This is a genomic window from Micromonospora sp. NPDC050495 (assembly GCF_040655175.1).
GTDB lineage: Bacteria > Actinomycetota > Actinomycetes > Mycobacteriales > Micromonosporaceae > Micromonospora.
Genome location: NZ_JBFAJK010000027.1, coordinates 64,451 through 88,678, shown reverse-complemented (window position 1 = coordinate 88,678; position 24,228 = coordinate 64,451). Strand labels below are relative to the sequence as shown.

Annotated in this window: 23 protein-coding genes and 1 pseudogene; 6 read left to right on the top strand and 18 right to left on the bottom strand. The window is 73.5% G+C overall.

The window, feature by feature from the left end; translation table 11 throughout:
• The first annotated feature begins 238 nt into the window (after positions 1 to 238).
• Together AB0I11_RS23420 and AB0I11_RS23415 are read left to right on the top strand one after the other, a co-directional pair.
• Complete coding sequence (locus AB0I11_RS23420; protein ID WP_357324209.1) at positions 239 to 1,456, top strand: SAM-dependent methyltransferase; 1,218 nt, start codon at positions 239 to 241, stop codon at positions 1,454 to 1,456.
• 230 nt (positions 1,457 to 1,686) lie between these two features.
• Positions 1,687 to 2,103: a helix-turn-helix domain-containing protein gene (locus tag AB0I11_RS23415; protein ID WP_046562998.1), complete on the top strand. Its 417-nt coding sequence runs from the start codon at positions 1,687 to 1,689 to the stop codon at positions 2,101 to 2,103.
• Positions 2,104 to 2,107: 4 nt separating this feature from the next.
• Here AB0I11_RS23415 and AB0I11_RS23410 read toward each other — a convergent pair whose 3' ends face one another.
• The 11 genes and pseudogenes from AB0I11_RS23410 to AB0I11_RS23360 form a co-directional block, all read right to left on the bottom strand.
• Entirely contained in the window at positions 2,108 to 3,061 is a 954-nt protein-coding gene (locus AB0I11_RS23410; protein ID WP_357324206.1) for a hypothetical protein, read from the bottom strand.
• Positions 3,054 to 3,284 carry a heavy metal-associated domain-containing protein gene (locus AB0I11_RS23405; RefSeq protein WP_357324203.1) on the bottom strand — a complete coding sequence of 77 codons (231 nt, stop codon included), beginning with the start codon at positions 3,282 to 3,284 and terminating at the stop codon, positions 3,054 to 3,056. Before AB0I11_RS23405 ends, AB0I11_RS23410 begins: the two co-directional genes overlap by 8 nt.
• Positions 3,285 to 3,455: 171 nt before the next feature.
• Entirely contained in the window at positions 3,456 to 5,579 is a 2,124-nt protein-coding gene (locus AB0I11_RS23400) for a RecQ family ATP-dependent DNA helicase (protein ID WP_357324200.1), read from the bottom strand.
• A gap of 95 nt (positions 5,580 to 5,674) precedes the next feature.
• Positions 5,675 to 6,424: an SDR family oxidoreductase gene (locus tag AB0I11_RS23395; RefSeq protein WP_357324197.1), complete on the bottom strand. Its 750-nt coding sequence runs from the start codon at positions 6,422 to 6,424 to the stop codon at positions 5,675 to 5,677.
• Between the two features lie 129 nt (positions 6,425 to 6,553).
• A complete protein-coding gene (locus AB0I11_RS23390; RefSeq protein ID WP_357324194.1) occupies positions 6,554 to 7,669 on the bottom strand; it encodes a branched-chain amino acid ABC transporter permease in 1,116 nt (371 codons plus the stop codon).
• Positions 7,666 to 8,556 (bottom strand): branched-chain amino acid ABC transporter permease, encoded by an 891-nt coding sequence (locus AB0I11_RS23385; RefSeq protein WP_357324191.1) that lies wholly within the window; start codon positions 8,554 to 8,556, stop codon positions 7,666 to 7,668. Before AB0I11_RS23385 ends, AB0I11_RS23390 begins: the two co-directional genes overlap by 4 nt.
• Positions 8,553 to 9,338, bottom strand: coding sequence for an ABC transporter ATP-binding protein (locus tag AB0I11_RS23380; protein WP_357324187.1), 786 nt, complete (start codon positions 9,336 to 9,338; stop codon positions 8,553 to 8,555). Before AB0I11_RS23380 ends, AB0I11_RS23385 begins: the two co-directional genes overlap by 4 nt.
• On the bottom strand, positions 9,335 to 10,078 hold the full coding sequence (locus AB0I11_RS23375) for an ABC transporter ATP-binding protein (RefSeq protein ID WP_357324184.1): 744 nt from the start codon (positions 10,076 to 10,078) through the stop codon (positions 9,335 to 9,337). The genes AB0I11_RS23380 and AB0I11_RS23375 overlap by 4 nt, the downstream gene beginning before the upstream one ends.
• Before the next feature lie 3 nt (positions 10,079 to 10,081).
• On the bottom strand, positions 10,082 to 11,278 hold the full coding sequence (locus tag AB0I11_RS23370; RefSeq protein ID WP_357324180.1) for a substrate-binding domain-containing protein: 1,197 nt from the start codon (positions 11,276 to 11,278) through the stop codon (positions 10,082 to 10,084).
• 240 nt (positions 11,279 to 11,518) lie between these two features.
• Positions 11,519 to 11,752 (bottom strand): annotated as a pseudogene (locus AB0I11_RS23365) (hypothetical protein); the annotation flags it as partial.
• Positions 11,749 to 12,042, bottom strand: coding sequence for a DivIVA domain-containing protein (locus AB0I11_RS23360; RefSeq protein ID WP_357324247.1), 294 nt, complete (start codon positions 12,040 to 12,042; stop codon positions 11,749 to 11,751). The gene AB0I11_RS23360 and the pseudogene AB0I11_RS23365, both read right to left, overlap by 4 nt.
• A gap of 301 nt (positions 12,043 to 12,343) precedes the next feature.
• On the opposite strand from AB0I11_RS23360, the gene AB0I11_RS23355 reads away from it, so the two are divergent.
• Positions 12,344 to 12,574 carry a winged helix-turn-helix domain-containing protein gene (locus AB0I11_RS23355; protein WP_357324244.1) on the top strand — a complete coding sequence of 77 codons (231 nt, stop codon included), beginning with the start codon at positions 12,344 to 12,346 and terminating at the stop codon, positions 12,572 to 12,574.
• Between the two features lie 465 nt (positions 12,575 to 13,039).
• Here the strand turns inward: AB0I11_RS23355 and AB0I11_RS23350 are convergent, their stop codons facing one another.
• Positions 13,040 to 13,483 (bottom strand): helix-turn-helix domain-containing protein, encoded by a 444-nt coding sequence (locus AB0I11_RS23350; protein WP_357324178.1) that lies wholly within the window; start codon positions 13,481 to 13,483, stop codon positions 13,040 to 13,042.
• A 125-nt stretch (positions 13,484 to 13,608) separates the two neighbouring features.
• Here AB0I11_RS23350 and AB0I11_RS23345 point away from each other — a divergent pair, with 125 nt between their 5' ends.
• The 3 genes from AB0I11_RS23345 (at position 13,609) to AB0I11_RS23335 (ending at position 16,591) form a co-directional block, all read left to right on the top strand.
• Positions 13,609 to 14,520, top strand: a complete 912-nt coding sequence (locus tag AB0I11_RS23345) for an NADP-dependent oxidoreductase (RefSeq protein ID WP_357324175.1) — start codon at positions 13,609 to 13,611, stop codon at positions 14,518 to 14,520.
• Between the two features lie 78 nt (positions 14,521 to 14,598).
• On the top strand, positions 14,599 to 15,933 hold the full coding sequence (locus AB0I11_RS23340) for a potassium transporter TrkG (protein ID WP_357324172.1): 1,335 nt from the start codon (positions 14,599 to 14,601) through the stop codon (positions 15,931 to 15,933).
• Entirely contained in the window at positions 15,923 to 16,591 is a 669-nt protein-coding gene (locus AB0I11_RS23335) for a TrkA family potassium uptake protein (protein ID WP_357324169.1), read from the top strand. The genes AB0I11_RS23340 and AB0I11_RS23335 overlap by 11 nt, the downstream gene beginning before the upstream one ends.
• 67 nt (positions 16,592 to 16,658) lie before the next feature.
• On the opposite strand, the gene AB0I11_RS23330 is transcribed toward AB0I11_RS23335, so the two are convergent.
• The 6 genes from AB0I11_RS23330 to AB0I11_RS23305 all read right to left on the bottom strand — a co-directional run bounded on the left by AB0I11_RS23330 (position 16,659) and on the right by AB0I11_RS23305 (position 24,198).
• Positions 16,659 to 18,266 carry a serine/threonine-protein kinase gene (locus AB0I11_RS23330; RefSeq protein WP_357324166.1) on the bottom strand — a complete coding sequence of 536 codons (1,608 nt, stop codon included), beginning with the start codon at positions 18,264 to 18,266 and terminating at the stop codon, positions 16,659 to 16,661.
• A gap of 71 nt (positions 18,267 to 18,337) precedes the next feature.
• Entirely contained in the window at positions 18,338 to 19,891 is a 1,554-nt protein-coding gene (locus AB0I11_RS23325) for a fused MFS/spermidine synthase (RefSeq protein WP_357324163.1), read from the bottom strand.
• A 36-nt stretch (positions 19,892 to 19,927) separates the two neighbouring features.
• Entirely contained in the window at positions 19,928 to 20,917 is a 990-nt protein-coding gene (locus AB0I11_RS23320; protein ID WP_357324241.1) for a hypothetical protein, read from the bottom strand.
• A gap of 236 nt (positions 20,918 to 21,153) precedes the next feature.
• Positions 21,154 to 21,963, bottom strand: coding sequence for an inositol monophosphatase family protein (locus tag AB0I11_RS23315; protein ID WP_357324160.1), 810 nt, complete (start codon positions 21,961 to 21,963; stop codon positions 21,154 to 21,156).
• Positions 21,956 to 22,408, bottom strand: a complete 453-nt coding sequence (locus tag AB0I11_RS23310; RefSeq protein WP_357324157.1) for a response regulator — start codon at positions 22,406 to 22,408, stop codon at positions 21,956 to 21,958. Before AB0I11_RS23310 ends, AB0I11_RS23315 begins: the two co-directional genes overlap by 8 nt.
• Positions 22,405 to 24,198 carry an ATP-binding protein gene (locus tag AB0I11_RS23305; RefSeq protein WP_357324154.1) on the bottom strand — a complete coding sequence of 598 codons (1,794 nt, stop codon included), beginning with the start codon at positions 24,196 to 24,198 and terminating at the stop codon, positions 22,405 to 22,407. Before AB0I11_RS23305 ends, AB0I11_RS23310 begins: the two co-directional genes overlap by 4 nt.
• Between the last annotated feature and the right edge of the window lie 30 nt (positions 24,199 to 24,228).

Genomic DNA, 24,228 nt, shown 5'->3' with positions numbered 1-24,228 from the left:
GGGCCGTCGTCCGTCCCGGGTGATCCACCGTGATCCACCCCCGCCTGCCGCAAATCGGGGCTACCCAACCGCCGGAAGGGCCCGTTCTCCGCGATTCGCGGCCTCCCGACCGGCGGGCAATTCGCGACCTCCCGACCGGGCGGAAGCGCCCGTTCTCCGCAATTCGCGGCCTCCCCACCGGCGGAAGCGCCCGTTCTCCGCAACCCGGGCCGCCCGCCACGACGAGAAAGATCGAGTGATGCCGGAACCGTTGGACGCCGCCCTCACCGAGGTGCGGGCGCTGCTGCTCGACCCCGCCCTGACCCGCGCGGTCGCCGCCGGCCGGCGACGCGGGCAGCGGCCCACCGTGGTCCGGGCCGAACTGCGGCCGGTCACCCTCAAGGCCGGACCCCGGCTCCAGATCTCCACCTCCGACGGCGCCCGCCCGTACACGCGGAACGTGGCGCCGGGCGCGGAGGCCGGCGCGGCGGTCGACGCGCTGCTCGCCGAGCCGTTCGGCAACTGGCACGTGGAGACGGCCGACGCCACGCTCCAACTACGGGTCACCAAGTCCGGCGAGGCGCAGGTGCACCGCGCGGCGGCCAGCCGGCCCGCGCCGGAGCCCGGCGGCCACGACCGGGCCAAGGACTGGCTGCTCGACCCGGGCGACCCGCTCTTCGCCGAGATCGGCGGCTCGGCGGCCAAGCGCCGCCAGGTGGACGCCTTCCTGCGCGCGCTCGCCGCCACCCTGCCGGACGACCTGACCGGGCCGCTGCGGGTGGTCGACCTGGGCTGCGGGAACGCGTACCTGACCTTCGCCGCGTACCGGTTCCTGACCGGGCGCGGGCTGGACGTCGACCTGGTCGGGGTGGACGTCCGCGAGGACCAGCGCCGGCGCAACAGCGAGCTGGCCGGGCGGCTGGGCTGGGCCGAGCGGGTGCGCTTCGTGGCCGGCACCATCGCCGACGCGGTGGTCGAGCCCGCCCCGGATCTGGTGCTGGCGCTGCACGCCTGCGACACCGCCACCGACGAGGCGTTGGCCCGCGCCGTACGGTGGGGCGCCCGGTGGGTGCTCGCCGCTCCCTGCTGCCACCACGATCTCGCGGCCCAGTTGCGGTCCCGGCCCGCGCCCGAGCCGTACGACCTGCTCACCCGGCAGGGCATCCTGCGGGAGCGGTTCGCCGACGTGCTGACCGACGCGCTGCGGGCCGGCCTGCTGCGGCTGCACGGCTACCGGGCCGAGGTGGTGGAGTTCGTCGATTCCCGGCACACCCCGCGCAACCTGCTGATCCGGGCCCGGCTGATCGGGACCGCGCCGACCGACGCGCAGCGCGCCGAGTACCGGGAGCTGGTCGGTCAGTGGGGCGTCACGCCCCGGTTGGCGACCCTGCTCGCCGACCCGCCCAGCCTGACCGCGCCGCACCAGCCCGCCTCGGTCGGCGCCCCGCGTCCCGACTCGCCGACCCGCCGGGCCTGACCGCGCCGGGCCGGCCCGCCTCGGTTGGCGCCCCGCATCCCGACTCGCCGGCCTGACGGCGCCGGGCCGGCCCGCCTCTGCCCACCGCGTGCGGCCGGTACCGCCGGAGCGGCGGATCGAGTCCCGGTCACGGGACCTTCCGACCGATCAGTCAGTTGTTTCCGGGCCCGGCCGTACTACCCTCGATGCGCAGAGTCGAGTGCGCCCGCGGAAGGGGAAGACCCGAAAGGATGGGGTCCGCAGAGGTTTCACCGCAGATGGCCTTCGCGCGGTTCGTGCGGCGCGCGATCGACGACGCCCGCGAGGAGCGCGGCTGGACGGTCACCGACCTGGCCACGCACACCGGCGTGGGGCGCTCCACGGTGTTCCGGTGGCTGGCCGGTGACTGGCAGGACTACCCCGAGCTGGCCAAGGTGCGCGGCTTCTGCGCCGCGCTGGACCTGCCGGTGGCGGCGGCGTTCCGGGCCCTGGGCCTGCCCGACGCCGGCCACGTCCCCCGCCGCCGGGGCGACGACGCGCCGGTGGAGGCGGACGTGCGGGTGATCCTGGAACGGCTCGCCGACCCGACGGTGCCCGCGGAGGAGAAGCACCACATCCGGGACCTGCTCCGCTACCTGGCCCGCCGCCCGGTGCGCCGGGCCGGCTGAGCCCTCAGTCGACGGTCAGGGTGAACGCGGCGGTCCGCACCACGCCGCCCACCTGGAAGTCGAGGAACATCCGGTAGCGACCCGGCCCCGGCGCGGTCATCCAGAACGTCACGCCGCCCGGCTCGGCCTGCGGCCCGGGGTGCACGTGCAGGTAGCCGAGGTCGCCCTCGCGCACCGCGACCAGGTGGCCGTACGAGCCGAGGTAGGGCTCCAGCGGGGCGGGGCCGGTCGCGCCGCGCACGGTGAACCGCACCGGCAGGGTCTCCCCCGCCCGGGGTGTGCCGTCGTACCCGACGGTGAAGCCGTCGACCGTGGTCGAGGTGGCCGGGGCGGGCAGCGGCCGGGGCGCGTACGGGCCGGGCGCGGCCAGGTCGGCGCCGAGCGTGGCGGCGGTCTGCCGGCCGTCGTCGGCGACCACGGTGAAGTCGGCGTACATCCGCCACACCCCGGCCTCGGGCAGGGTCAGCGGCACCGACCAGGTGCCGTCCGCGGCCATCGTCGGGTGCAGGTGCTGGAAGCCGGTGAGGTCGCGGCGCACCACGATCAGGTGCATCGGCTTCTCGTGCACGATCGCGAACCGGGTGGCCGGCCGCCGCCGCGCGTCCCGGATCTGGAAGCGCAGTTCCCCGGCCCGGCCGGGGACGAACCGCACGGTCGACGGGGTCAGCGTGTAGCCGCCCGAGCTGACCGAGAGTCCGCCGGCGTCCGCGCCGCCGGCCTGCGTGACGTCGGCCCCGTCGTGGGAGTGCGCGCCGGTGCCCGGCGGATGGGTGTGCCCCGCGCTCGACGGCGCGGCGCCGGCCGCGCCGGACGCGGCGGTCGGCGGCGGGTTCAGCCGGCCGAGGCCGAAGCCGAGCAGCACCGCGAGCACCAGCCCGCCCACCACCAGCGCGAGCCGCAGCGTGCCCCGGTCCACCCCGAGGGGCGCGTCGGGTGCGCTGGGCGACGGCTCAGGCAATGCCGCCGGCCAGGTCGTAGCCGGCCTCGTCGACGGCGGCCCGGACGGACTCGACGGGCAGCGGTTCGCCGCTGGTGACCGTGGCGGTGCCGGCGGCCAGGTCGATCCGGACCTCCTCCACCCCGGGCAGGGCGGAGAGTTCCGCGGTGACCGCCCGTACGCAGTGCTCGCAGGTCATTCCGGTGACGGCGTACGTCTGGACGACGGGTCGCTGCTCGGTCATGGGACCCACGGTACCGGCCCCCGCCGTGCCGGCTCGCGGACGGTCCGTGACGGTGGCGGCGCTCGCAATCCGGCCGGCCCGGGAACTTCCGCCACCCGTCCGACGACGGATCAGCCGGTCACGGATCAGCCCGGCCACGGATCAGCCGGCCAGGGATCAGCCGGCGACGGATCAGCCGGCCACCGCGAGCGCCAGCGGCAGCACCTCCGGAGCGCCGGTACGGCGCAGCAGCCGGGCCACCATGGCCATCGTCCAGCCCGAGTCGACCAGGTCGTCGACGAGCAGCACCGGCCCGCCCAGCCCGGCCAGGGCGTCGGCCAGCTCGGCGGGCACCGCGAAGGCGTCGTGCAGGGCGCGTACCCGCTGCGCGCTGTTGCCGCGCGGCCCACCGGCCGGCGACGGGCCGGTCGGGACCACCTGGCCGAGCAGCGGCAGCCGGCCCACGGCGGCGATCCGCTCGGCGAGCGACCCGACCAGCGCCGGCCGGGCCCGCGACCCGACGGCGACCACCCCGGCCGGGCGGCGCGGCCAGGGGTCGTCGCCGTGCGCCCACGCCTTCAGCACCTCGACCACCGCCGCCGCCACGTCGTCCGGCACCGGGGCGTCCGGGGCGTCCGGCCCGACCAGGCCGCGCAGCCGCCCGCCCCAACCCAGGTCGGAGAGCCGCCCCACGGCCCGCCCGGGCAGCGCCTGCTCCGCCGGGGGGATGCGGCCCTTCAGGGGTACGCCGACCGCGTCGAGCCCGGTCGGCCAGAGCTTCTTCGGCGGCACCACCACCCCGGGCCGGCCGAGGAAGGTCTGCGCGGCGGTCAGCGCGGCGTCGGACACCTCGGCGGTGAAGAGCGGGCCGGCGCAGGTGTCACACCGCCCGCAGTCCGCCGCGTCGGCGTCGTCCAGGCACTCGCGCAGGTAGCGCAGCCGGCAGCCGGTGGTGGTCGCGTACTCCCGCATGGCCTGCTGCTCGGCGGTGCGCGCCTCGGCGACGCGGCGCAACCGGGCCTGGTCATAGACCCACGGCTCGCCGGTGGCGAGCCAGCCGCCGCGCACCCGGCGGACCGCGCCGTCGACGTCGAGCACCTTGAGCATCAGCTCGAGCCGGGCCCGGCGCAGGTCGACGATCGGTTCGAGGGCCTGGGTGGAGATCGGCCGGTCCGGGTGCAGCGCGGCCAGCACGGCGCGGACCTGCTCCTCGGGCGGAAAGGCGAGCGAGGCGAAGTACCGCCAGATGGCTGCGTCCTCGGTGCCGGGCAGGAGCAGCACCTCGGCGTGCTCGACCGCTCGCCCGGCCCGGCCGACCTGCTGGTAGTAGGCGATCGGCGACGGCGGGGCGCCGAGGTGCACCACGAAGCCGAGGTCTGGCTTGTCGAAGCCCATGCCGAGGGCGCTGGTGGCGACCAGCGCCTTGATCTTGTTGTCGAGCAGGTCCTGCTCGGCCGCCCGCCGGTCCGCGTCCTCGGCCTGCCCGGTGTAGGCGGCGACCGACCAGCCCCGGGCGCGCAGGAACTCGGCCGTCTCGCCGGCCGCCGCCACGGTCAGCGTGTAGATGATCCCGGAGCCGGGGAGCCCGTCCAGGTGGTCGGCGAGCCAGGCCAGCCGGTGCGCCGGGCTGGGCAGGTCGAGCACGGCCAGCCGCAGTGACTCCCGGTCCAGGGTGCCGCGCAGCACGAGCGCGTCACCGAGTTGCTCGGCGACGTCCTGGGTGACCCGGGCGTTGGCGGTGGCCGTGGTGGCCAGCACGGGCGTCCGCTGGGGCAGGTTGCCGAGGAAGGTGCGCAGCCGCCGGTAGTCCGGCCGGAAGTCGTGCCCCCAGTCGGAGACGCAGTGCGCCTCGTCGACCACCAGCAGGCCGGTGGTGGCGGCCAGCTTCGGCAGCACGCCGTCCCGGAAGTCCGGGTTGTTGAGGCGTTCCGGGCTGATCAGCAGCACGTCCACCGCACCGGCGTGGATCTCGGCGGTGATCTCGTCCCACTCGTCGAGGTTGGCCGAGTTGATGGTCCGGGCCCGGATGCCGGCGCGGGCCGCCGACTCGACCTGGTTGCGCATCAGCGCGAGCAGCGGCGAGACGATCACCGTGGGGCCGGCTGGCTCGGTTTGGTCGCGCAGCAGGGCGGTGGCGACGAAGTAGACCGCCGACTTGCCCCACCCGGTGCGCTGCACGCAGAGCACCCGGCGGCGGTCCACCACCAGCGCCTCGATGGCCCGCCACTGGTCCTCGCGGAGCCGGGCGTGCTCACCGGCCAGCCGCCGCAGCACCGCCTCGGCCCGCTCCCGTACGGCTGTCCGATCCTGGCTCATCCGGCATTTCTACCAGGCGCCCGGCCGGCGGCCGGGCGCACGCGGGCTGGGCGGGCGGCAGGAGGAGCAGCACGTCGCGGAGCGTCTCCGCCGGGTCAGCGGCCGAGAACCGAGCCGCCGTTGACGCCGAGGACCTGGCCGGTGACGTAGCCGGCGGCGGGGCTGACCAGGTAGCGGACCGCGGCGGCGATGTCGTCCGGTACGCCGGCGCGGCCGACCAGGGTGGCGGCGACCCGCTTGGCGTGCCCCTCCGAGGTCATCCGGTCGCCGAAGAACTCGGTCTCGGCGACGTAGCCAGGGCTGACCACGTTGACCGTGATCTGGTCCGGGCCGAGCTGCGCGGCCAGGTCGTACGCCCAGCCGTGCAGCGCCGCCTTCGCCGCCGAGTACGGCCCGGCCCCGCCCCGCTGGGCGGCGATCGAGCTGATCAGCAGCACCCGCCCGCCGGGGCGGCGCAGGGCGGGCAGCAGCGCCTCGGTGAGCAGCACGGCGGTGAGCACGTTGGCGTCCAGGTTGGCCCGCCACCAGGTGGCCATGTCGGTGAGCGTGTCGGTCGGCCCGGCCAGGTAGCCGCCGGCGTTGTTGATCACGGCATCGACGGTCCGTTCCCCGACCGCCTCGACGACGGCGGCGAGCTGCGCCGGATCGGTCAGGTCGGCGGTCACCGCGCTGACCGCCTCGGGCCGCCCGGATTCCGCCCCGATCCGTTCCGCGGCGGCCAGCAGCACCTCCGTGCGCCGGCCGACGATCAGCACGTCGTACCCGTCAGCGACGAGTCCCCGCGCGACCGCGGCCCCGATCCCGGTCCCGCCCCCGCTGACAACCGCGAACCTGCTCTCCCCCACGACCCCTCCAGAAGCCCGCCTCGCGCCCGCCGGCGCGCAGCCCGTCTTGATCAAGGAATGTGCGTCATCCTACGGCGGATTCGGACGCAAACTCCTTGATCAACTCGGGCGGCGGCGGGCGGGCGGGGGTCAGCGGCGGCGGAGGGCGGTCAGCAGGGGGTGCAGGCGGGTGCGGAGGCTGGCCAGGCCGCCGGGGAAGAAGTACACCGCCAGGATGAAGACGGTGCCGAGGACGAACAGCGGCTGGGACAGCGGGTGGCTGAGGAACGCCGGCAGGCTGTTCACCGCGTCGCTGCTGCCGAAGGCGGTGAGCCGGTGGTCCAGATACATGTAGAGGACGCCGCCCAGCACCGGGCCCCAGCGGGTGCCGGGCCCGCCCAGCACCACCATGACCAGCAGCGACAAGGTCAGCTCGGAGGAGGTGATGTGCGGGCTGGCGCCGCCGACGATCAGGCAGTAGACCACCCCACCCGCCGCGGCCAGGCCACCGGAGAGGGTGAAGGCGACCAGCTTGAACCGGTACGGGTCCAGCCCGAGCACCCCGATCCGCCGCTCGTCGTCGCGCAGCCCGGCCAGCACCCGCCCGGTCGGCGAGCCACTCACCCGGTGCACCACGAAGACCACCAGGGCCAGGTACGCCAGCGCCAGCCAGTACAGGTTCACCGTGTTGGTGACCCCCACGAGGGCCGCCGGCAGGCCGGAGACGTCCAGCGGCAGCCCTTCCTCGCCGCCGGTGAGCCCGCCGAAGTCCCGGGCCACCAGGATGGCCCCGACCTGGGCGAAGGCGAGCGTCACCATGGCGAACGCGATCCCGACGGTGCGCAGCGCCACCGCGCCGAGCAGCGCCGCGAGGATCGTCCCGCCGGTGACGGTGAGCAGCCCCGCCTGCCACAGCGGCAGCCCGGCCCGGGTGACCAGGATGTCGGTGCCGTACACGCCGGCGGCGAAGTAGAGGGCGTGCCCGAAGGAGAGCATGCCGGTGCGGCCGAAGAGCAGGTCGTAGCCGGCGGCCAGGCCGCCGAAGACCAGGCAGATGGCGAGCAGTTGCAGGGTGCCCGGGGAGTTCAGCGGCCCCTCGAAGATGCCCGGCAGGTTGACCGTCGAGTACGGCAGGATCGCCGCCACCAGCAGCGCCACCAGTGGCGCGTACGGGCGCAGCCCGTGCCAGCGGGCATGCCCGGGGGTCAGCTCGTCGGGCACCCGCGCGGGCGGCGCGGCAACCTCGGGACTCGTCACCTCGGTCATGCGTGAGCCACCTTTCCGGCCAGGCCCTGCGGACGCAGCAGCAGCACCACGGCGAGCAGACCGACCACGCAGACGTCGCCGAGCCCGGAGGTGCCGTAGTAGTTGACGAACTGTTGCAGCAGCCCGACCGCGACCGCCGCGTACGCGGAGCCGACCACCGAGCCCATCCCGCCGATCACCACCACGATGAACGCGAAGATCAGCAGTGAGCCGCCCTGGCCGGGCGAGACCGTGCCGAAGTAGACGCCGCCGAGCGCGCCGGCCAGCGCGGCGGCCGCCCCGCCGATGGCGAAGACCAGGGTGAACGCCTTGCGCACGTCGATGCCGAGCGCGGTGACCATCTCCCGGTTCTCCACGCCGGCCCGGATGATCAGGCCGTACCGGGTGAACTGGAGGAAGGCGAGCAGCCCGGCGAGCACCAGCACGGCGGCGACGATCAGCAGCAGGCCGGCGTTCGGCACGTTGGCGCCGAGCACCGAGGTGACGTTCCGGGTCCAGCCGGGCCGCGGGAAGGTGCGCGCGTCCGCACCCCAGGTGGCCTGGAGCAGCGCCACCCCGGCCAGCGACAGGCCGACGGTGACCAGCACCTGCTCGATGGTGCGGGAGTAGAGCGGCCGGATCAGCACCAGTTCCACCAGCACCGCGACGAGCGCACCGGCGAGCACGCCGAAGGCGACCGCCACCACGAAACCGAAGCCGTCCGAGCCGGCGCCGGGCAGGTTGCCCGCCGCCCACCAGGTGGCGTACGCCCCGACGCCGAGGAACAGGCCGTGGGCGAAGTTGAGCACGTCGGCGAGGCCGAAGACCAGGGACAGGCCGGAGGCGACCAGGAAGTAGAGCGCCGCCAGGCCGAGCCCGGTCAGGGTCAGCAGGATCACCGTGTTCATGCCGCGTCACCCTTCGTTCGTGCCTGCGCGGCGGGCGGACCCGGCTCGCTCCGCGCGCTCACCGGCGCCTCGGAGCCGACGCCGAGCAGGGACTTGGTCAGGGCGGTCTCCAGCAGCAGTTCCTGGGCGTCGCCCGTCCAGGCCACCTGGCCGGCGGAGAGCACCACGGCATCGCGCGCCAGCCGGCGCACCACGGCGAGGTTCTGCTCGACCAGCAGCACCGGCACGGACTCGGCCACCCGTTCCAGCACCTCGGCCACCTCGGTCACCACCTTCGGCGCCAACCCCTTGGTCGGCTCGTCGATCAGCAGTAGCCGGTTGTCGTTGAGCAGCACCCGGCCGATCGCGAGCATCTGCTGCTGCCCGCCGGAGAGCGAGCCGGCCCGTTGCCGCCCGCGCCGGTCCAGCTCGGGGAAGAGCGCGAAGACCTTGTCGTACGCCGGGGTGGTGCCCCGCCGTTCGGCGAGCCGCAGGTTCTCCGCGACGGTGAGTCCGGCGAAGACGCAGCGGTCCTCCGGCACGTAGCCGAGGCCGCCGCGGACCAGCCGGTGGGTCGGGCGGGCCAGCAGGTCCTGCGCGCCCATCCGGACAGTGCCCCGCACCTCCCCGTTGCGCGGCGTGAGGCCGACGATCGCGCGCAGCGTGGTGGTCTTGCCGACGCCGTTGCGGCCGAGCAGCACGGTCACCCCGGTGGGCGCGACGGCGAACGACACGCCCTGCAGGATGTGCAGGCCGGCGATCCGTACGGACAGGTTCTCCACCGACAGGATCGGTTCGGTCATAGCGATTCCCCCAGGTACGCCTCCTGCACGGTGGCGTTGGCCATCACCGTGTCCGGGGTGTCGCAGGCCAGCAGCGCGCCGTGGTGCATCACGGCGATCCGGTCGGCGAGTTCCAGGATCACGTCCATGTGGTGCTCCACCATGAGCACCGCGCGGCCGCTGTCGCCGGTCAGCGACCTGATCACGCTGACCAGTTCGGGCACGTCCTCGGCGCTGACCCCGGCCATCGGCTCGTCCAGCAGCATGACCCGGGGTTCCCCGGCGAGCAGCAGCGCGATCTCCAGCTTCCGCTTCTCGCCGTGGGCCAGGGTGCCGGCGAGCGCCGTACCCCGGTGGTGCAGGCCGACCCGGTCGAGCGCCGCGTCGGCGGCGGCGGCCACCTCCCGGTCGGCCGCCGCCCGCCGCCACAGCTTCATCGAGCCACCCCGGTGCGCCTGTACGGCGAGCCGGACGTTCTCCCGGACCGTCAGCGATCCGAAGACCGAGGACGCCTGGAAGGTGCGCCCGAGCCCGAGGCGGGCCCGCCGGTGCGGAGGGAGGTCGGTGATGTCCTCCCCGTCCAGCAGGATCCGTCCGTCGGTGGGCCGGCGCAGCCCGGTGATCAGGTTGAACAGCGAGGTCTTGCCGGCGCCGTTGGGCCCGATCACGCCGAGGAACTCCCCCGGCGCGAGATCGAGGTAGACGGAGTCGACGATGGCGACCTCACCGATCCGCCAGGTCAGACCGCGGGTGGCGAGCACGGGTCAGCCCTTCATCTGGCCGGCCGGCGGCGCGGCCTCGTCGCCGGTCAGGGTCTTCTGCGCGGTGGCCGTGTAGTTGGTGCCGCTGCCGCTGAGCTTGGCCTGGTACATCGGCTGGAGCAGGGCGTGGTCCGCGGCCCGGATGCTCATCTGGCCCTTGACGCCCTCGAACTGCCAGCCCTCCAGCGCCTTGATCATCTTCTCCACGTCGTCGCCACCCTCCTGCACGGCGCGCACCACCATCTGGGCGGCGGCGAAGCCGTCCGGGTGGAACAGGTCGAGCGTGCCGACCTTGGCCTTCAGCGCCTTGCTGGCCTCGGTGTCGCTGGCCCCGTCGAAGTAGTGCGACAGGAAGGAGATCTTGCTGCCGGCCGCGCCGAAGGTGGGCCAGGAGGCCCGGATGTCGAGGCCGGTGACCACCGTGGTGGAGGCGAGCACGCCCTGCTGGTCGAGGGTCTGCCACATGGCCGGGGCGGTGGTGCCGGCCCAGGCGACGAAGAGCAGGTCGGGCTTGGCCGCCTTGATCTGGCTGGCGAACGGGGTGAACTCGGTCGCGCTGGCCGGGGCCCGGACGCTGCTGACGGTCGCGCCGGCGCCGCCGATGACGGCCTTGACGGCGGCCTCGTTCGCGTCACCGAAGGCGCCGTCCTGGGCGAAGACCACGACCTTCTTGCCCTTCGCGTCGCCGATGAAGGACTTCGCGGTCAGCACGTCCTGGTACGACTGCCGGCCCGAACGGAACGTGTACTTGTTGGCCCCGGTCACCGCGTCGGTGGCCGCCGGACCGGAGATGAACAGCACCTTGTTCTGCGCGGCGATCGGGGCGACCTGGAGGGCCACGCCCGAGGAGGTGGAACCGGCGATGATCTTCGTGCCCTTGCCGATCAGGTCCTTCGCCGCGGAGACCGCCTTCGCCGGGTCGCCCGCGTCGTCGACCTCGGTCACCTCGACCTTGCGGTCGCCGACCTTGCCGGTGCCCTTGGTGGCGAAGTCGAGGCCGGCCCGGAAGCCGTCGATGTACTGCTTGCCGTAGCTGGCCAGCGGGCCGGACTGGGAGTAGACCAGGCCGACCTTGACCGGCGCGGCGTCGCCGCCGCCGGAGGCGGTGTCCTGCGGGCTGCCACAGGCGGTGGCGGCGAGCGCGGCCGCCATCATCGTGGCGGCGGAAAGGAACACCCGTCGCGTGTGCCGGATCGTCATTGCGACTCCAGGTGGGGACAGGGGGATTGTCATGTGACGGCTCACGCTAGAAGTGACGTCACCCACGGGCTATGTGGCCGAAACACACAAGTAACCAGGGTGGGGTGGCCCGACGTTACAGCAGCCCCCGGCCGGTGGATACCTCCCTCACGTCCGGTGGTCGTCGGCCCCATCGACCGGACGGCCGTTGTGTCGCGGCGAGCCATCGAAGGAACCCGACCGGCCGGCACCACGCGGACCGCACCCGCCGTCGTGGTCGGCCGGCAGCGCGCACCGTCGCCCGCCGCCGAGCAACCGGTCACACCAGACCCAGTGGCGTACGCCCTGCGCGTCCTCGGCCGACACGGTCGCGCCGAGCCGTTCGACGTCGGCGAGGAAGCCGAGCGCACGGCAGATCACCCGGGCCAGGCGGCGGGCCCCGTCCAGGTCGGCCGCGAGCACCGGCAGGTGTACGACGAACCGCTTCCGGCTCACCGGTACGCCCCCGGCGTGAACCGGGACTGCCAGCTCTTGAGCGCTCGCTTGATGCGCGTGTTCTCCTCGGCGTGCCGGGCCGCGTCGCGCCGGGCCAGCGCCAGGTCACCGGCGACCCGGTAGAGAAAGGCGTGCACCTCCACCGGGTCCAGCCCGCGCCGGACGGTACGGAACCGCCGCCCACGGACCTGCCCGACGCTCAGCGGCCGGCACGCTTCCGAGCGGTACCAGCCCTCGTTCGGCGGCCGCCCCTTCCCCCGTCGCCGGGACGGTTGGAACAGGTCGAGCACGTTACGCACGCAATCCTCCTCACCGAGCCGTGGAGGCGGCCCGCCCCGCAGACCGAGGACGCCGACCGGGGACGCGGGACGGGCCGCCGGCCCCGCGACCGCAGCCCGTTCGGCGGTGCGACCCCGGAGCCCAATGCGCGTCCGACTCCCGAGGTTTGCCGAACCAACCGGAGCCGGACGCGGGTCAGCCTACCCAAAATACCTGTGTAGGTCGAGCGTCCACATCGGGCGTTCCGCTTGTTGCAGTTACTGGTGTAGGCCCGGCATGATCGGAGGTGCCGAACCGACCGGAGTCCTCACCATGCCTACAGCCGAAGCGCCATACCGTCAGATCGCCAACGAGCTCGCCGCGAAGATCAAGAGCGGCGAACTGAAGCCCGGCGACAAGCTGCCCTCTACCCGCGAACTGGCCGAGACCTACGGCGTCCACATGAACACGGCCTCCCGTGCCCTGTCGCTGCTGCACGATCGCGAGCTGATCACCGGCCAGCCGGGCCGTGGCACCTACGTCGCCGAGCCGCCGGGGCATTAGTCCCCGCCCCCTGTCGAGCTGACGTCAAAAACGACTCACGCACCCGCCAATCTCGGCCTCCCACAGCCAGCGCCACCGCCAAACTGGGCACTGGTGAGTCGTTTCTGATATCAGGTCGAAAGGCAGCAAGCAGGACCCTGCTGTCGCCGCAGAACCGCGACTGGCGCGTGACGGGCGGCAGCTCGCGGCATCCCGGTCCCGGGTAGGCCCGACGTGCCGCAACACGCGAGGCCGCGCATCCCGCGTAGGCCCGACGGGCGGCAGTTCGCGGCATCCCGGTCCCGGGTAGGCCCGACGTGCCGCAACACGCGAGGCCGCGAATCCCGCGTAGGCCCGATGTGCCGCAACACGCGGGGCAGCTCCGCGCGGAGCACGCGGTGTCGGGCTGGTCGGCGGGGGCGCCGGCAGGTGCGCCATGAGGCGTCCTACCACGCGATCGCCCGCCGATCCGGCCGCGATCGACGCTCAGCCGACGCGGGTGTCGTACTTCTCGCGGTTGGCGTGCACCTCGTCCATGTGCGCCTCGGCCCACTCTTTGACGCCGCGCATGAGCTGGTGCAGTGAGAGACCGAGGTCGGTCAGCTCGTACGTGACGGTGACCGGCACGGTGGCGGTCACGGTGCGGGTGACCAGGCCGTCGCGCTCCAGGGAGCGCAGCGTCTGGGTGAGCATCTTCTGGCTGACCCCGGCCAGCCGGCGGGCCAACTCCGAGTAGCGCATCGCGCGCGGCTCACCACCACGGTCCGCCCCGGACCGGCGCGGGCCGTCGCCGCCGAGCGCGGCCAGGATCAGCGCGACCCACTTGTCGGAGATCCGGTCGAGCAGCTGGCGGCTGGGGCAGCCGGCCAGGAACGCGTCGTAGTCCGCCTGCGCCTGCGCCCGTTGCTGGGCCGCGGTGAGCGTTGGCACGGCCGCTCCTTCCTACCCGGTGGTGGCTTACGCACTTCGAGGTGGGTTCTTCCCGGTGGAGAGTTACCCATCCATCGTAGATGCAGCACGACCGTTGCCGACAAGCCGCGAGGAGCCGATCGACCATGGCCACCTTCCGTACCGCCGTCGTCCGTACCCCGGGCGGTCCCGACTCCATCGAGATCATCGACGTTCCCGTCGTCGAGCCCGGACCCGGCGAGGTCCGGGTGGAGATCGCCGCCGCACCGGTCAACCCCGTCGACCTCGGCGTCGCGGGCGGGTTCTTCCACAGCCTGGGGCTGATCAACCAGCCCGAGCGCACCGGCCTTGGCTGGGACTTCGCCGGTGTCGTCATCGCCGGCGGTCCCGGCGTGGACCTGGCCGTCGGTACCCGGGTCGCCGGTGTGGTGGTCGGGTTCGACCGCGACTTCGGCACGTACGCCGAGCAGCTCGTCGTGCCGGCCGCCGACCTCGCCGTCGTGCCCGACGGGCTGGACCTGGTCGCGGCGTCGACGGTACCGCTCAACGGGCTGGCCGCGGCGCAGCTCGTCGACCTGCTCGGCGACGCGCCCACCGGCGGGAACCGGCTGCTGGTGACCGGGGCGGCCGGCGCGGTCGGCGGGTACCTGACCTCGCTCGCGCAGGACCGCGGCTGGCAGGTGACCGGGCTGGCCAGAGCCCAGGACGAGCAGTTCGTCCGCAGCCTCGGCGCCGACTTCACCAGCCGCCCGGAGCCGGGCTGGGACGCGGTCGCCGATGCGGGGGTGCTGCAGGAGCAGGCACTGGCCCTGGTCCGCGACGGCGGCGCCTTCGTCGGCGTCCGGCCCAACGCCGTGCCGGCCACCGAACGCGGGATCACCGTCGCCGTGGTGGTCACCCAGCCGGACGGCCCGCGACTGGGCGACCTGCTCGCCCGTACCGCCTCCGGCGAACTGCCGGCGAGGGTGCACACGGTCCTGCCGCTGGACCGGGTCGCCGACGCCCACCGGGCCATGGCCAAGGGCGGGGTACGCGGTCGCTACGTGCTCCGGCCCTGACCCCCGGCCGGCGCGAGCGGTGCCGGCAGTTGCCCGGTTCCGGACCTGCCGGTGAAGCTCCGGACGGAAGATGACCAGATGCGCCGCCTGCTCCGGAACCCGGTACGGCTGGTGCCGTTCGGGTTCCTGGCGGCGATCCTGCTCGGCACCGCGCTGCTGATGCTGCCCGCGGCCACCAGCAAGCAGGAATACACCCCGTTCGTCACGGCGCTGTTCACCTCGACCTCTGCGGTCTCCGTCACCGGGCTGGCCGTCAACGACACCCCGAACTACTGGAACCCCTTCGGGCTGGCCATGATCACCGTGCTCACCCAGCTCGGTGGCCTGGGCATCCTGTCCATCGCGGCGCTGGTGATCCTGGCCGTCTCCCGGCAGCTCGGGTTGCGCAACCGGCTGCTCGTGCAGGCCGAGACCGCCGAGTTCGGCATCGGCGACGTCGGCTGGCTGCTGGCCCGGATCGCCAGCACGGTCTTCGTCTGCGAGGCCGTGATGACCGCGATCATCGCCGCCCGGCTCTGGCTGACCTACCACTACCCGCCGCGGGTGGCGCTCTGGACGGCCGCGTTCCATGCCATCCAGGCCTTCAACAACGGCGGTTTCACGCTCTACTCCGACGGGCTGCTCGCCTTCTCCCGCGACCCGTGGGTGGCGCTGCCGCTGGCCCTCGGCGCGATCGTCGGCGGGCTCGGCTTCCCGTCGCTCTTCGAGGCGGCCCGCGAGTGGCGGCGGCCGGCCGGCTGGGCGGTGGCCACCAAGCTGACCATCTGGGGCACCGTGGCGCTGCTCCTGCTCGGGTTCGGCTTCCTGCTGCTGGCCGAGTGGACCAACCCGGCGACCATCGGCACCTACGACGCGCCGGGCAAGCTGCTCGCCTCGTTCACCCAGATCGCGCTGAGCCGCACCGGCGGCTTCGACGTGATCAACATCGAGAGGCTCAGGGAGGAGACGTACCCGCTGTTCATCGTGCTGATGTTCATCGGCGGAGGCAGCGCCAGCACCGCCGGCGGCATCAAGGTCTCCACGTTCTTCCTGCTCAGCTTCGTGATCTGGGCCGAGCTGCGCGGCGAACCGGACGTGACGGTGAGCGGCCGGCGGGTCGCCACGGCCAGCCAGCGACAGGCGCTGACCGTCGCGCTGCTCAGCGTGGCACTGGTCGTCGTCGGCACGATCGCCCTGATCCTGCTCGCCGACAACCTGCGCAGCCTCACCGCGATCTTCGAGGTGACCTCCGCGTTCAGCACCACCGGCCTCTCCACCGGCCTCGCCGCCGACCTGTCCCGGCCCGGCCAGTACGTGCTGGTCGTGCTCATGTTCATCGGCCGGGTCGGTCCCCTCACCCTGGGGTCCGCCATCGCGTTGAACACCCGTCGGCGTTTGTACCGCTACCCGGAGGAGCAACCCATTGTCGGCTAGGCGCACGGACGACAGCAGCGTCGTGGTGATCGGGCTGGGCCGGTTCGGTGGCCGGCTGGCCGACTCGCTGCTGCAACTCGGCCACGACGTGCTGGCCGTCGACCACGACCAGGATCGCGTGCAGCACTGGGCCGGCCGGCTGGACCGGGTGGTGCAGGCGGACACCACCGAGGAGAACGTGCTGCGTCAACTCGGCATCGCGAGCTTCCGGCGGGTGCTGGTGGCCATCGGCGCCTCGGTCGAGGCGAGCGTGCTCACCGTGCTGGCCCTCACCGAGTTGCAGGTGCCGCAGATCTGGGCCCGCGCCACCTCGGAGAAGCACGCCAAGATTCTCCACTCGGTGGGCGTGCACCACGTGATCTTCCCGGAGGCGGAGACCGCCGAACGGGTGGCGCACCTGATCGTCAGCAAGATGCTGGACTTCATCGAGTTCGGCGACGACTTCGCGATCGCCAAGGTCCGGGTGCCCCCGCCGCTGGTCGGCCGGTCGCTGCGTGAACTGTCGCCGATGGAGCGGTACGGGGTGTCGGTGGTGGGCGCGAAGCTGCCCGGCGAGCCGTTCCGCTACGCCGCGCCGGACACCGTGCTCCAACCGGACAGTGTGCTCATCGTGGAAGGCGGCATCGAGCGGGTGCAGCGCTTCGCCGCGCTCACCTGAGCGTCACCGCGCTCGGCTGAACGTCACTTCTTGCCCTTGGCCCCGTGATCACCGCCCTTCGGTTGCTTCACCTTGCTTTTCCCTTCGGGTCCTCCTTCGGCTTGCGGGGCTTCTCGGGCTTGGGGTGCGAACCGCCCTTCGGGGCGGTGGCCTTCGGCGGCGTCTTGACGGTCGGCGCCTTGGCCGGGGCCTTCACGGCCGGCACCGTGGTCGGCGCCGAGCCGGCCACCCCCGCGACCTGCACGCCGCAGGTCTCATCGCCGACCTTGAACTCCACCGGCAACTGGTTCACCCCGGTGTACGTCCCGCTCAGCGAGACCTTCTTCGACGCACCGGGAGCCAGCGCGGCATCCGCGGCGGGCGGCTGGAGCAGCACGGTCCGCCCCTGCTGCCGGACCGCCGGCTGGGCCTTCGTCACCGTCTGCTTGCCGGGGAACGTGAAGCTCATCGTCCAGCCCCGCAGTTCCCGCTTACCCGTGTTGGTGAGGGTCAGGTCGGCGGTGAAGTCCTTGCCGGTGTCCCGCCGCAGCACGTAGTCGACGGCGCACGGGGTCGGCTCCGGCAGCGCCATCCGCGCCTCGGTCGGCTCCACCCCGCCGCTGGCCGGGCTCTTCGAGGTCAGCCCCCAGAGCGTGGCGGTGACCGCGACCAGGCCGGCGGCGGCCACCCCGGCCTCCACCCGGCGGCGCCGGGACACGGCCCGACGATTGCGGGTGCGTACGGCCGAGAACGGCAGCGCGTCGGTCGCCGTCGACCAGGGCAGGATCGTGGTGCCGGCGTTCTCCAGCAGCGCCGGGTCGAACTGGCCGAGTGCCGGGGAGACCGGCACGATCGCCGCGATCCCCGCCGCCTCGGCGAGCGTACGGGCCACCTCGGCGGTCGCCGGACGGTCCTCCGGGCGCTTGGCCAGGCAGCGCCGGACCAGCTCGGCGACCTGATCGGGCAGCCCCACCACCGCCGGCATCGGGTCCGGCTCGGTGTACATGTGTGCCCGCAGCATCTGGGTGGTGGTGCTGGCCTGCCAGGGCAGCCGGCCGGTGAGCATCCGGTACAGCAGCAGACCGACCGCGTAGACGTCGGTGGCCGGGGAGACCTGGCCGTCGTCCAGCCGCTCCGGCGCCAGGTAGGCGGGCGTGCCGAGCAGGGCGCCGTCCGGGCCCTTCTCGCTCTCCCCCACCAGCGCCGAGATGCCGAAGTCGACGACCTTCACCCCGGTCGGAGTGAGCATCACGTTGTTCGGCGTGACGTCCCGGTGGACCACCCCCCGGGCGTGCGCGGTGGCCAGCGCCGAGGTCACCTCCGCGCCGATGGTCACCGCCTCCCGCCAGGGCAGCTGCCCGCCGCGCCCCAGCCGGGCGCTCAGCGGGCCGCCGTCCACCAGCTCCATCACCACGTACGGCACGGTCAGGCCGACCTGCTCGGACTCGCCGTAGTCGTACACGTTGGTGATGTTGGGGTGGCAGAGCCGCGCGGCGGCCTGCGCCTCGATCCGGATCCGGTGCCGGAACGCCTTGTCGCTGGCGAGCCGCGAGGCGAGCACCTTGATCGCCACCTGACGGCCGAGCACCTCGTCGTAACCGCGCCAGACCACCGACATGCCACCGGCACCGAGCTGCTCGACCAACCGGTACCGCTCACCCAGCAGCTGCGCGCCGCCCCTGACCGCTGCTCCCATGGTGGGTGCAGTTGCCCCTGGTGAGCCCTCCTACACCTGAAGGGTCGGAATCGGTCAGAAAAGTCACCCGTTCAGGCGGTCGCCAGGAGCTGGTCCACCGGGGCGTAGTCGTCGGTCAGCACCAGGGCGTCACCGACGAACGCGGTCAGCTCGGCGCCGTGCAGCAGCACCGCCTGATCGGGCAGCCGGGGCAGGCCGGCGGCCAGCCGGTCCAGCGGCAGCGGCGCGTCCGAGCCGACGATGAGGAAGTTGGCGCCGGACCGGCCCTCGATCGCCCAGGGCGGCGCGATCAGCGCGACGTTGCGGAACTCGGCCGCCACGGTGGCCAGTTCCGCCCGGATGAACCGGCCCGGCGGGTAGTCGATGACGTTCTGCACGTAGATCCCGCCCGGGCGCAGCACCCGGCGGATGTCCGCGGCCATCTCCCGGGTCGCCAGGTGCCACGGCACCACCAGGTGACCGAAGGCGTCGCCGACGATGAAGTCCCGGCTGTCGGTCGGCTCCCCGCCGAGCAGCACCCGCGCGTCGCCGACCTTCGCCGTCAGCTCCGGGCCGGTCCGCACGCCCAGCTCGCGCCGGTCCAGCTCGACCAGCCCGCCGTCGATCTCGAAGACCAGGCTGCGGGTGCCCGGCCGGGTGGCGGCCAGGTAGCGCGGGATGGTGAAGCCGCCGCCGCCCAGGTGCAGGGCGTCCAGGCGCTGCCCCGGCGCCGCGGCCTGGTCCGCCACCAGCCCGATCCACTGGGTGTACGCGTACTTCAGGTGGCTCGGGTCGCCCAGGTCGACGTAGGAGTGCTCGGCCGAGTTGAGGTAGAGCGTGCGCCCGTCCGGCCACTGCCCGTCCACCTCGACCCGGGCGCAGTGGTAGGCCGTCTCCACGTCGCACGGGTTCGGGGCCACGGTGGCGAACCCGGCGCCGGCCAGGCCGAGCACCGCGAGGGCGGCCTTCGCCCGGGCCGGCGCCGGCAGCCGGGTCCCCGCCCGCCGCCGCAGGTACGCCCCGAGCACCAGCCCGGTCAGCCCGAGCCCGCCGGCCAGCCCGAGCACGATCACCGAGCTGGGCAGGGCGGCCACCAGCACGAAGCCGGTGAGCAGGGTGGCGGTGATCCCGCCGAGGGTGCCGATGCCGGAGAGCCGCCCGACCACCTGACCGGTCCGGCGCAGGTCGGCCAGCTGAAGCTTCACCACCAGCGGGGTGATCCCGGCGAGCAGCGCCGCCGGCAGCAGCACCGCCACCGCGGTCAGCAGCAGCACCGCGCTGACCGCGCCGCCGCGCAGCGCCTCGCCGGCGTACCGGACGACCGGCAGGGTCACCGCGGTGGCGATACCGGCCAGCACCAGGGCCGGGGCGAGCAGGGTACGCGGGTCCCGCCGGTCGGCCAGCCACCCGCCCATCCACGCCCCGTACGCGATGGCGGCCAGCGCCATGCCGATGACCGAGCTGGTCACCTGGAGGGTCACCCCGACGTACGGGCCGACCAGCCGGAGCGAGACGGTCTCCAGCACCAGCACGGCGCCGCTGGAGAGGAAGACCAGGAACGCGGCGAGCCCGTTCGGCAGGGCCCGGGGTGGGGTCGGCGCCGCCGGCGCCGGGTCCACCGCGACATCGGAGGAGGTACTGCTCACCGTCGCGATGCTACGCAGCGTTCCCGGCCGGCAGGGTCAATACATCGAGATGTGAACATGGTTTGTGTGGTCGGCGGCCGGGCTGCCGCCCCCGCTGTACGACCGCCAACCGGTGTTCGGCATCCAGATCTGCCGATACCAGATCACGTACATGATGCCGAGCCGGCTCGCGTTGTTCTTCGCCCAGGTGGCCAGGCGGTCGCCGTACGCCTTGTCCCCGCCGGTGGCCGAGACGTCCTTGAAGCCGCTGGTGGCCGCCGCGAAGTCGCAGGCCCGCCCCTTCGGGTGCTCCCCGTCGCCGCCGCTGCGGTGGCAGGACACGTAGCGCTGGTAGCCGGCCGCCTGGGCCTGCTGGAGCATGTGCAGGGTGCGCGGGGTGATGCAGCCGTCGGCCGGCGTCGGGTCGTTCACCGAGCACGACTCCGACGGCCACGAGCCGTCCGGGTTGCGCGGCGCGGGCTTGGCGGACGCGGAGCCGCCGCCGAAGCCGGCGCCGCTGCCCGAGCTGACCTTGGCCAGCGCCACCTCGGCGTCCCGCTTCTTCCGGGCCAGCACGGCGAGCTGTTTCTGCTGCTCGCGGACCTCGGCGTCGAGGGCCAGCTTGGCCTGGGCCGCCTCGGCCTTCGTCTCGTTCAGGTCGCGCAGCCGCTTGCTGTCCCGCTGCGCCATCACGTCCAACTCGGCGGCGCGCTTGACGAAGGCGTTCGGGCTGGAGCTGGCCAGCAGCATCGACACCGGGGTCAGCCGGCCCACCCGGTAGGACTGCGCGGCCACCTCGCCCACCTGGGCGGTCAGCTCGACCAGGCGTACGTCGAGCTGCTTGAGCTGCCCGGTCAGCGCGGTCTGCCGGCGCTTGGAGTTGTCGAGGCGGGCCTTGGCCTCGATGTGGCCCCGGGCCGCCGCGTCGAGCGCCGCCCGCAGCTGCTTGCTGCCCCCCTCGTCGGGGGCGCTCGGGCTGGGCGCGGCGGCCGCCGGCCCGGCGGTGGCGAGTCCCGCGCCGAGCAGCAGCGCCGTCGCGGCGAGCAGGGCGAGCAGCGCCCGGCGGACGCGCCGCCGGATGAGCCTGGTCCTGGGCACGAAAGCGTCCTTCCGTCGACCGCCGGCCCCCCGGGTCGAACTCTGCGCGGCGGCGGCTCCACCGGCCCCGATCGGCGGCCTGTTGGCGGAAACCGCCGGTCACGATACCGGACCGCGCCCGCCGTGCCAGGCCCACGACCTCGCCCGACGTCGATCGTCGACGCAGCGTGGCGACCCTGTCGCGGTCAGCTGCCGAGCAGGGCCGCGCGGACCTCGTTCCAGATCTCCTCGCTGGCCGCGACCAGCAGGCCACGGCCCTCGTCCGCCGGGTGGTAGTCGGTGCCGTCGAAGCGCCGCGCCACCCCGCCCGCCTCCCGAACCAGCGTCGCGCCGGGGACGTGGTCCCACGGCAGGGTGCGCCAGAAGAGCACGAACTGCTGCTTGCCGGTGAGGATGTCGAGGTACTCCCGGCCCGCGCAGTGCTGGCCGGGCAGCAGCTCGCCGATGCGGGTACCGCCCGCCGACACGCTCCGCCGGGCGTCCGGCGGCAGGAACCGGGTCATCGCGGTGCCCCGCAACGCGCCGACCTCCGGCTGCGCCCCGGTGGTGCGTACCGCCGTCCCGTCCAGCCGGGTGCCTGCCCCGGCGCGGGCGATGGCCATCGTCCCGTCCAGCGGGTCGTACACCCAGGAGGCCACCGGCACGCCGTCGGTCAGCAGGGCGATCATCAGGGCGAACGGCCGCCGGCCGGCGGCGAAGTTGGAGGTGCCGTCGACCGGGTCGACCAGCCAGACGTCGCCGTCGCCGTGCAGGTGGCGCAGCAGGTCGGGGTCCGCGGCGACTGCCTCCTCACCGACCACCACCGAGCCGGGGCGCAGCCGGCGCAGCCCCGCGGAGATCAGTTCCTCGGCCTCGCGGTCGGCGACGGTGACCACCTCGCCGGGTGCCTTCTCGGAGATGTCGGCGTCGTCGAGCCGCCGGAACAGCGGCACCACGATCTCCGCCGCGGCCTGTCGCAGCAGCGCGTCGACATCGTCCAGCAGCTGGTCAGCCACGCGGCGGCAGCTTGACCACGCTGACGAAGAACTCGTCGATCTGGCGGACCACCGAGATGAAGCGATCGAAGTCCACCGGCTTGGTCACGTAGGCGTTGGCGTGCAGCTGGTAGCTGCGCAGGATGTCCTCGTCGGCCTGGGAGGTGGTCAGCACCACCACCGGGATCCGGCAGAGCTGCTCGTCCTTCTTGATCTCCTCCAGCACCTCCCGGCCGTCCCGGCGGGGCAGGTTCAGGTCGAGCAGGATCAGGTCGGGGGTCACCGCGTCCGCGTACTGGCCCTCCTGCCGCAGGTACGCCAGCGCCTCGGCGCCGTCGGAGACGACCGTGAGGCGGTTGCGGAGCTTGTGCTCCTCGAACGCCTCCTGGGTCATCAACACGTCGCCCGGGTCGTCCTCGACGAGCAGGACCTCGATCGGGCTCTTGCCGTCTGCCGGCGCGGTCATCCCACCGTCTCCTTCATGCCACCGGTTGTACCGTGTCCGGCCGCCCCCTCGGGCGGTTCCCCGCCTTCGGCGTGGTCGGCCTGGGCGCCGACGGGCGCCGACCGAAGGGTGTCATCCGCGCCGTCGCCGGTCGTCACCGACTCCCCGCTCGGCTCGCTGGCCGCCCCCGGCTCGTCCGCCTCCGGCTCGTCCGCCTCCGGCTCGTCCGCCTCCGGCTCGGCTGCCGCACGGGCCCGCTCGACGTCCTCGGGCAGGGCGGGGAGGGTGAACCGGATCGCGGTGCCCTCGTCGAGGCCGGTGTCCACCCAGACCCGGCCGCCGTGGTACTCCACGATCTTCTTGACGATCGCCAGGCCGATCCCGGTGCCCGGGTACGCGTCCTTGGCGTGCAGCCGCTGGAAGATGACGAAGATCTTGTCGGCGAACTCCGGCTCGACCCCGATGCCGTTGTCCTGGCAGCTGATCTCCCACTCGTCGTCCACCAGCCGGGCCGACACGTGCACCTTCGGCGCCACGTCGGGCCGGCGGAACTTGATCGAGTTGCTGACCAGGTTGGCCAGCAGGTTGGTCAGCAGCGGCTCCTCGCCGCGGATCACCGGCAGCTGGTCCCAGCTCAGCTCGGCATCGCTGTACTGGCGGGCGGCCTCGGTCTGCCCGGCCACGTCACCCATCACCTTGTTCAGGTCGACCTCGGTGAAACCGGTGGTGAGGCGGCCGATCCGGGAGAACGCGAGCAGGTCGTTGATCAGCCGCTGCATCCGCTGCGCGCCGTCCACGGCGAACGCGATGTACTGGTCGGCGCGCTCGTCGAGCTGACCGGCGTAGCGGCGCTGGAGGAGCTGGCAGAAGCTGGCCACCTTGCGCAGCGGCTCCTGCAGGTCGTGCGAGGCCACGTAGGCGAACTGCTCGAGGTCCCGGTTGGAGCGGGTGAGCTCCTCGGCCTGCTTCTGGAGCTGGCCGTTGACCCATTCGATCCGCTCCCGGGCCTCGCGGACCTCGTCCAGCTCCCGGGCGATCTTCTGCCGCATCAGGTCGATGTCGTCGGCGAGCCGGCGGAACTCCGGCGGGCCGGACCCCTCGATGTGGTGCTGGTAGTCGCCGGCGGCGACCTCCCGCACCTGGCCGACCAGGCCGGCCAGCGGCCGGATCAGGATCCGGTCCAGCGAGAGCAGCATGACCGCGCCGGCGACCGCCACCACCAGCGCCGCGATGATCAGCAGCACCACCAGGACGTTGCTGGTGTCGTTCACGTCGGCGGCGGTCTGCTGCCGGACGATGAGGATCTCGTTCTGGAGCTTGTCCACCGCGACCCGGATGCCGTCGAACCGCTGCCGGGTCTGTTCGGTGATCAGCGCCCGGCCGGCGGCCGGGCCGCTGCGCTCGGTGGTGCTGATCACCGGCGCGGCGACGTCGCGCCGCCACTGCGCGGCCTGCTGCTCCACGACGCCCAGCTCGCGCAGCACGTCCGGGTAGTCGCGGGCCAACCCGCGCATCTCGGCGACGGTGTCCCGCTCCCGCTTCAGGCCGTCCTCGTACGGCGCCAGGTCCTTGCGGTCGGCGTTCACGGCGTACCCGCGGACCGCGGTCTCCTGGTCGAGCAGGGCGCTGAGCAGCTCCTGCGCCTGCACCCGGAGGGGACCGGTCTTCAGCAGGACCGCGTCGATGTTCTGCCGGTTCTTCGCCGCCAGGGTCGCCTCCGCGGCGGCCAGCCCGAGCAGCAGCACCAGCACCACGCTGAGCAGCGCGACGACCCGCCGACGCAGGGTCCAACCCCGCTGGTACGCCTGCACCGAACCACCTTCCGAAGACCGAGAGGACGC

Excerpts from the sequence above, each read along its gene's own strand:
- AB0I11_RS23420 (WP_357324209.1), top strand. The coding sequence starts at position 239 with ATGCCGGAACCGTTGGACGCCGCCCTCACCGAGGTGCGGGCGCTGCTG.
- AB0I11_RS23415 (WP_046562998.1), top strand. The coding sequence starts at position 1,687 with ATGGGGTCCGCAGAGGTTTCACCGCAGATGGCCTTCGCGCGGTTCGTG.
- AB0I11_RS23405 (WP_357324203.1), bottom strand. The coding sequence starts at position 3,284 with ATGACCGAGCAGCGACCCGTCGTCCAGACGTACGCCGTCACCGGAATG.
- AB0I11_RS23400 (WP_357324200.1), bottom strand. The coding sequence starts at position 5,579 with ATGAGCCAGGATCGGACAGCCGTACGGGAGCGGGCCGAGGCGGTGCTG.
- AB0I11_RS23390 (WP_357324194.1), bottom strand. The coding sequence starts at position 7,669 with ATGACCGAGGTGACGAGTCCCGAGGTTGCCGCGCCGCCCGCGCGGGTG.
- AB0I11_RS23385 (WP_357324191.1), bottom strand. The coding sequence starts at position 8,556 with ATGAACACGGTGATCCTGCTGACCCTGACCGGGCTCGGCCTGGCGGCG.
- AB0I11_RS23380 (WP_357324187.1), bottom strand. The coding sequence starts at position 9,338 with ATGACCGAACCGATCCTGTCGGTGGAGAACCTGTCCGTACGGATCGCC.
- AB0I11_RS23370 (WP_357324180.1), bottom strand. The coding sequence starts at position 11,278 with ATGACGATCCGGCACACGCGACGGGTGTTCCTTTCCGCCGCCACGATG.
- AB0I11_RS23355 (WP_357324244.1), top strand. The coding sequence starts at position 12,344 with ATGCCTACAGCCGAAGCGCCATACCGTCAGATCGCCAACGAGCTCGCC.
- AB0I11_RS23345 (WP_357324175.1), top strand. The coding sequence starts at position 13,609 with ATGGCCACCTTCCGTACCGCCGTCGTCCGTACCCCGGGCGGTCCCGAC.
- AB0I11_RS23340 (WP_357324172.1), top strand. The coding sequence starts at position 14,599 with ATGCGCCGCCTGCTCCGGAACCCGGTACGGCTGGTGCCGTTCGGGTTC.
- AB0I11_RS23330 (WP_357324166.1), bottom strand. The coding sequence starts at position 18,266 with ATGGGAGCAGCGGTCAGGGGCGGCGCGCAGCTGCTGGGTGAGCGGTAC.
- AB0I11_RS23310 (WP_357324157.1), bottom strand. The coding sequence starts at position 22,408 with ATGACCGCGCCGGCAGACGGCAAGAGCCCGATCGAGGTCCTGCTCGTC.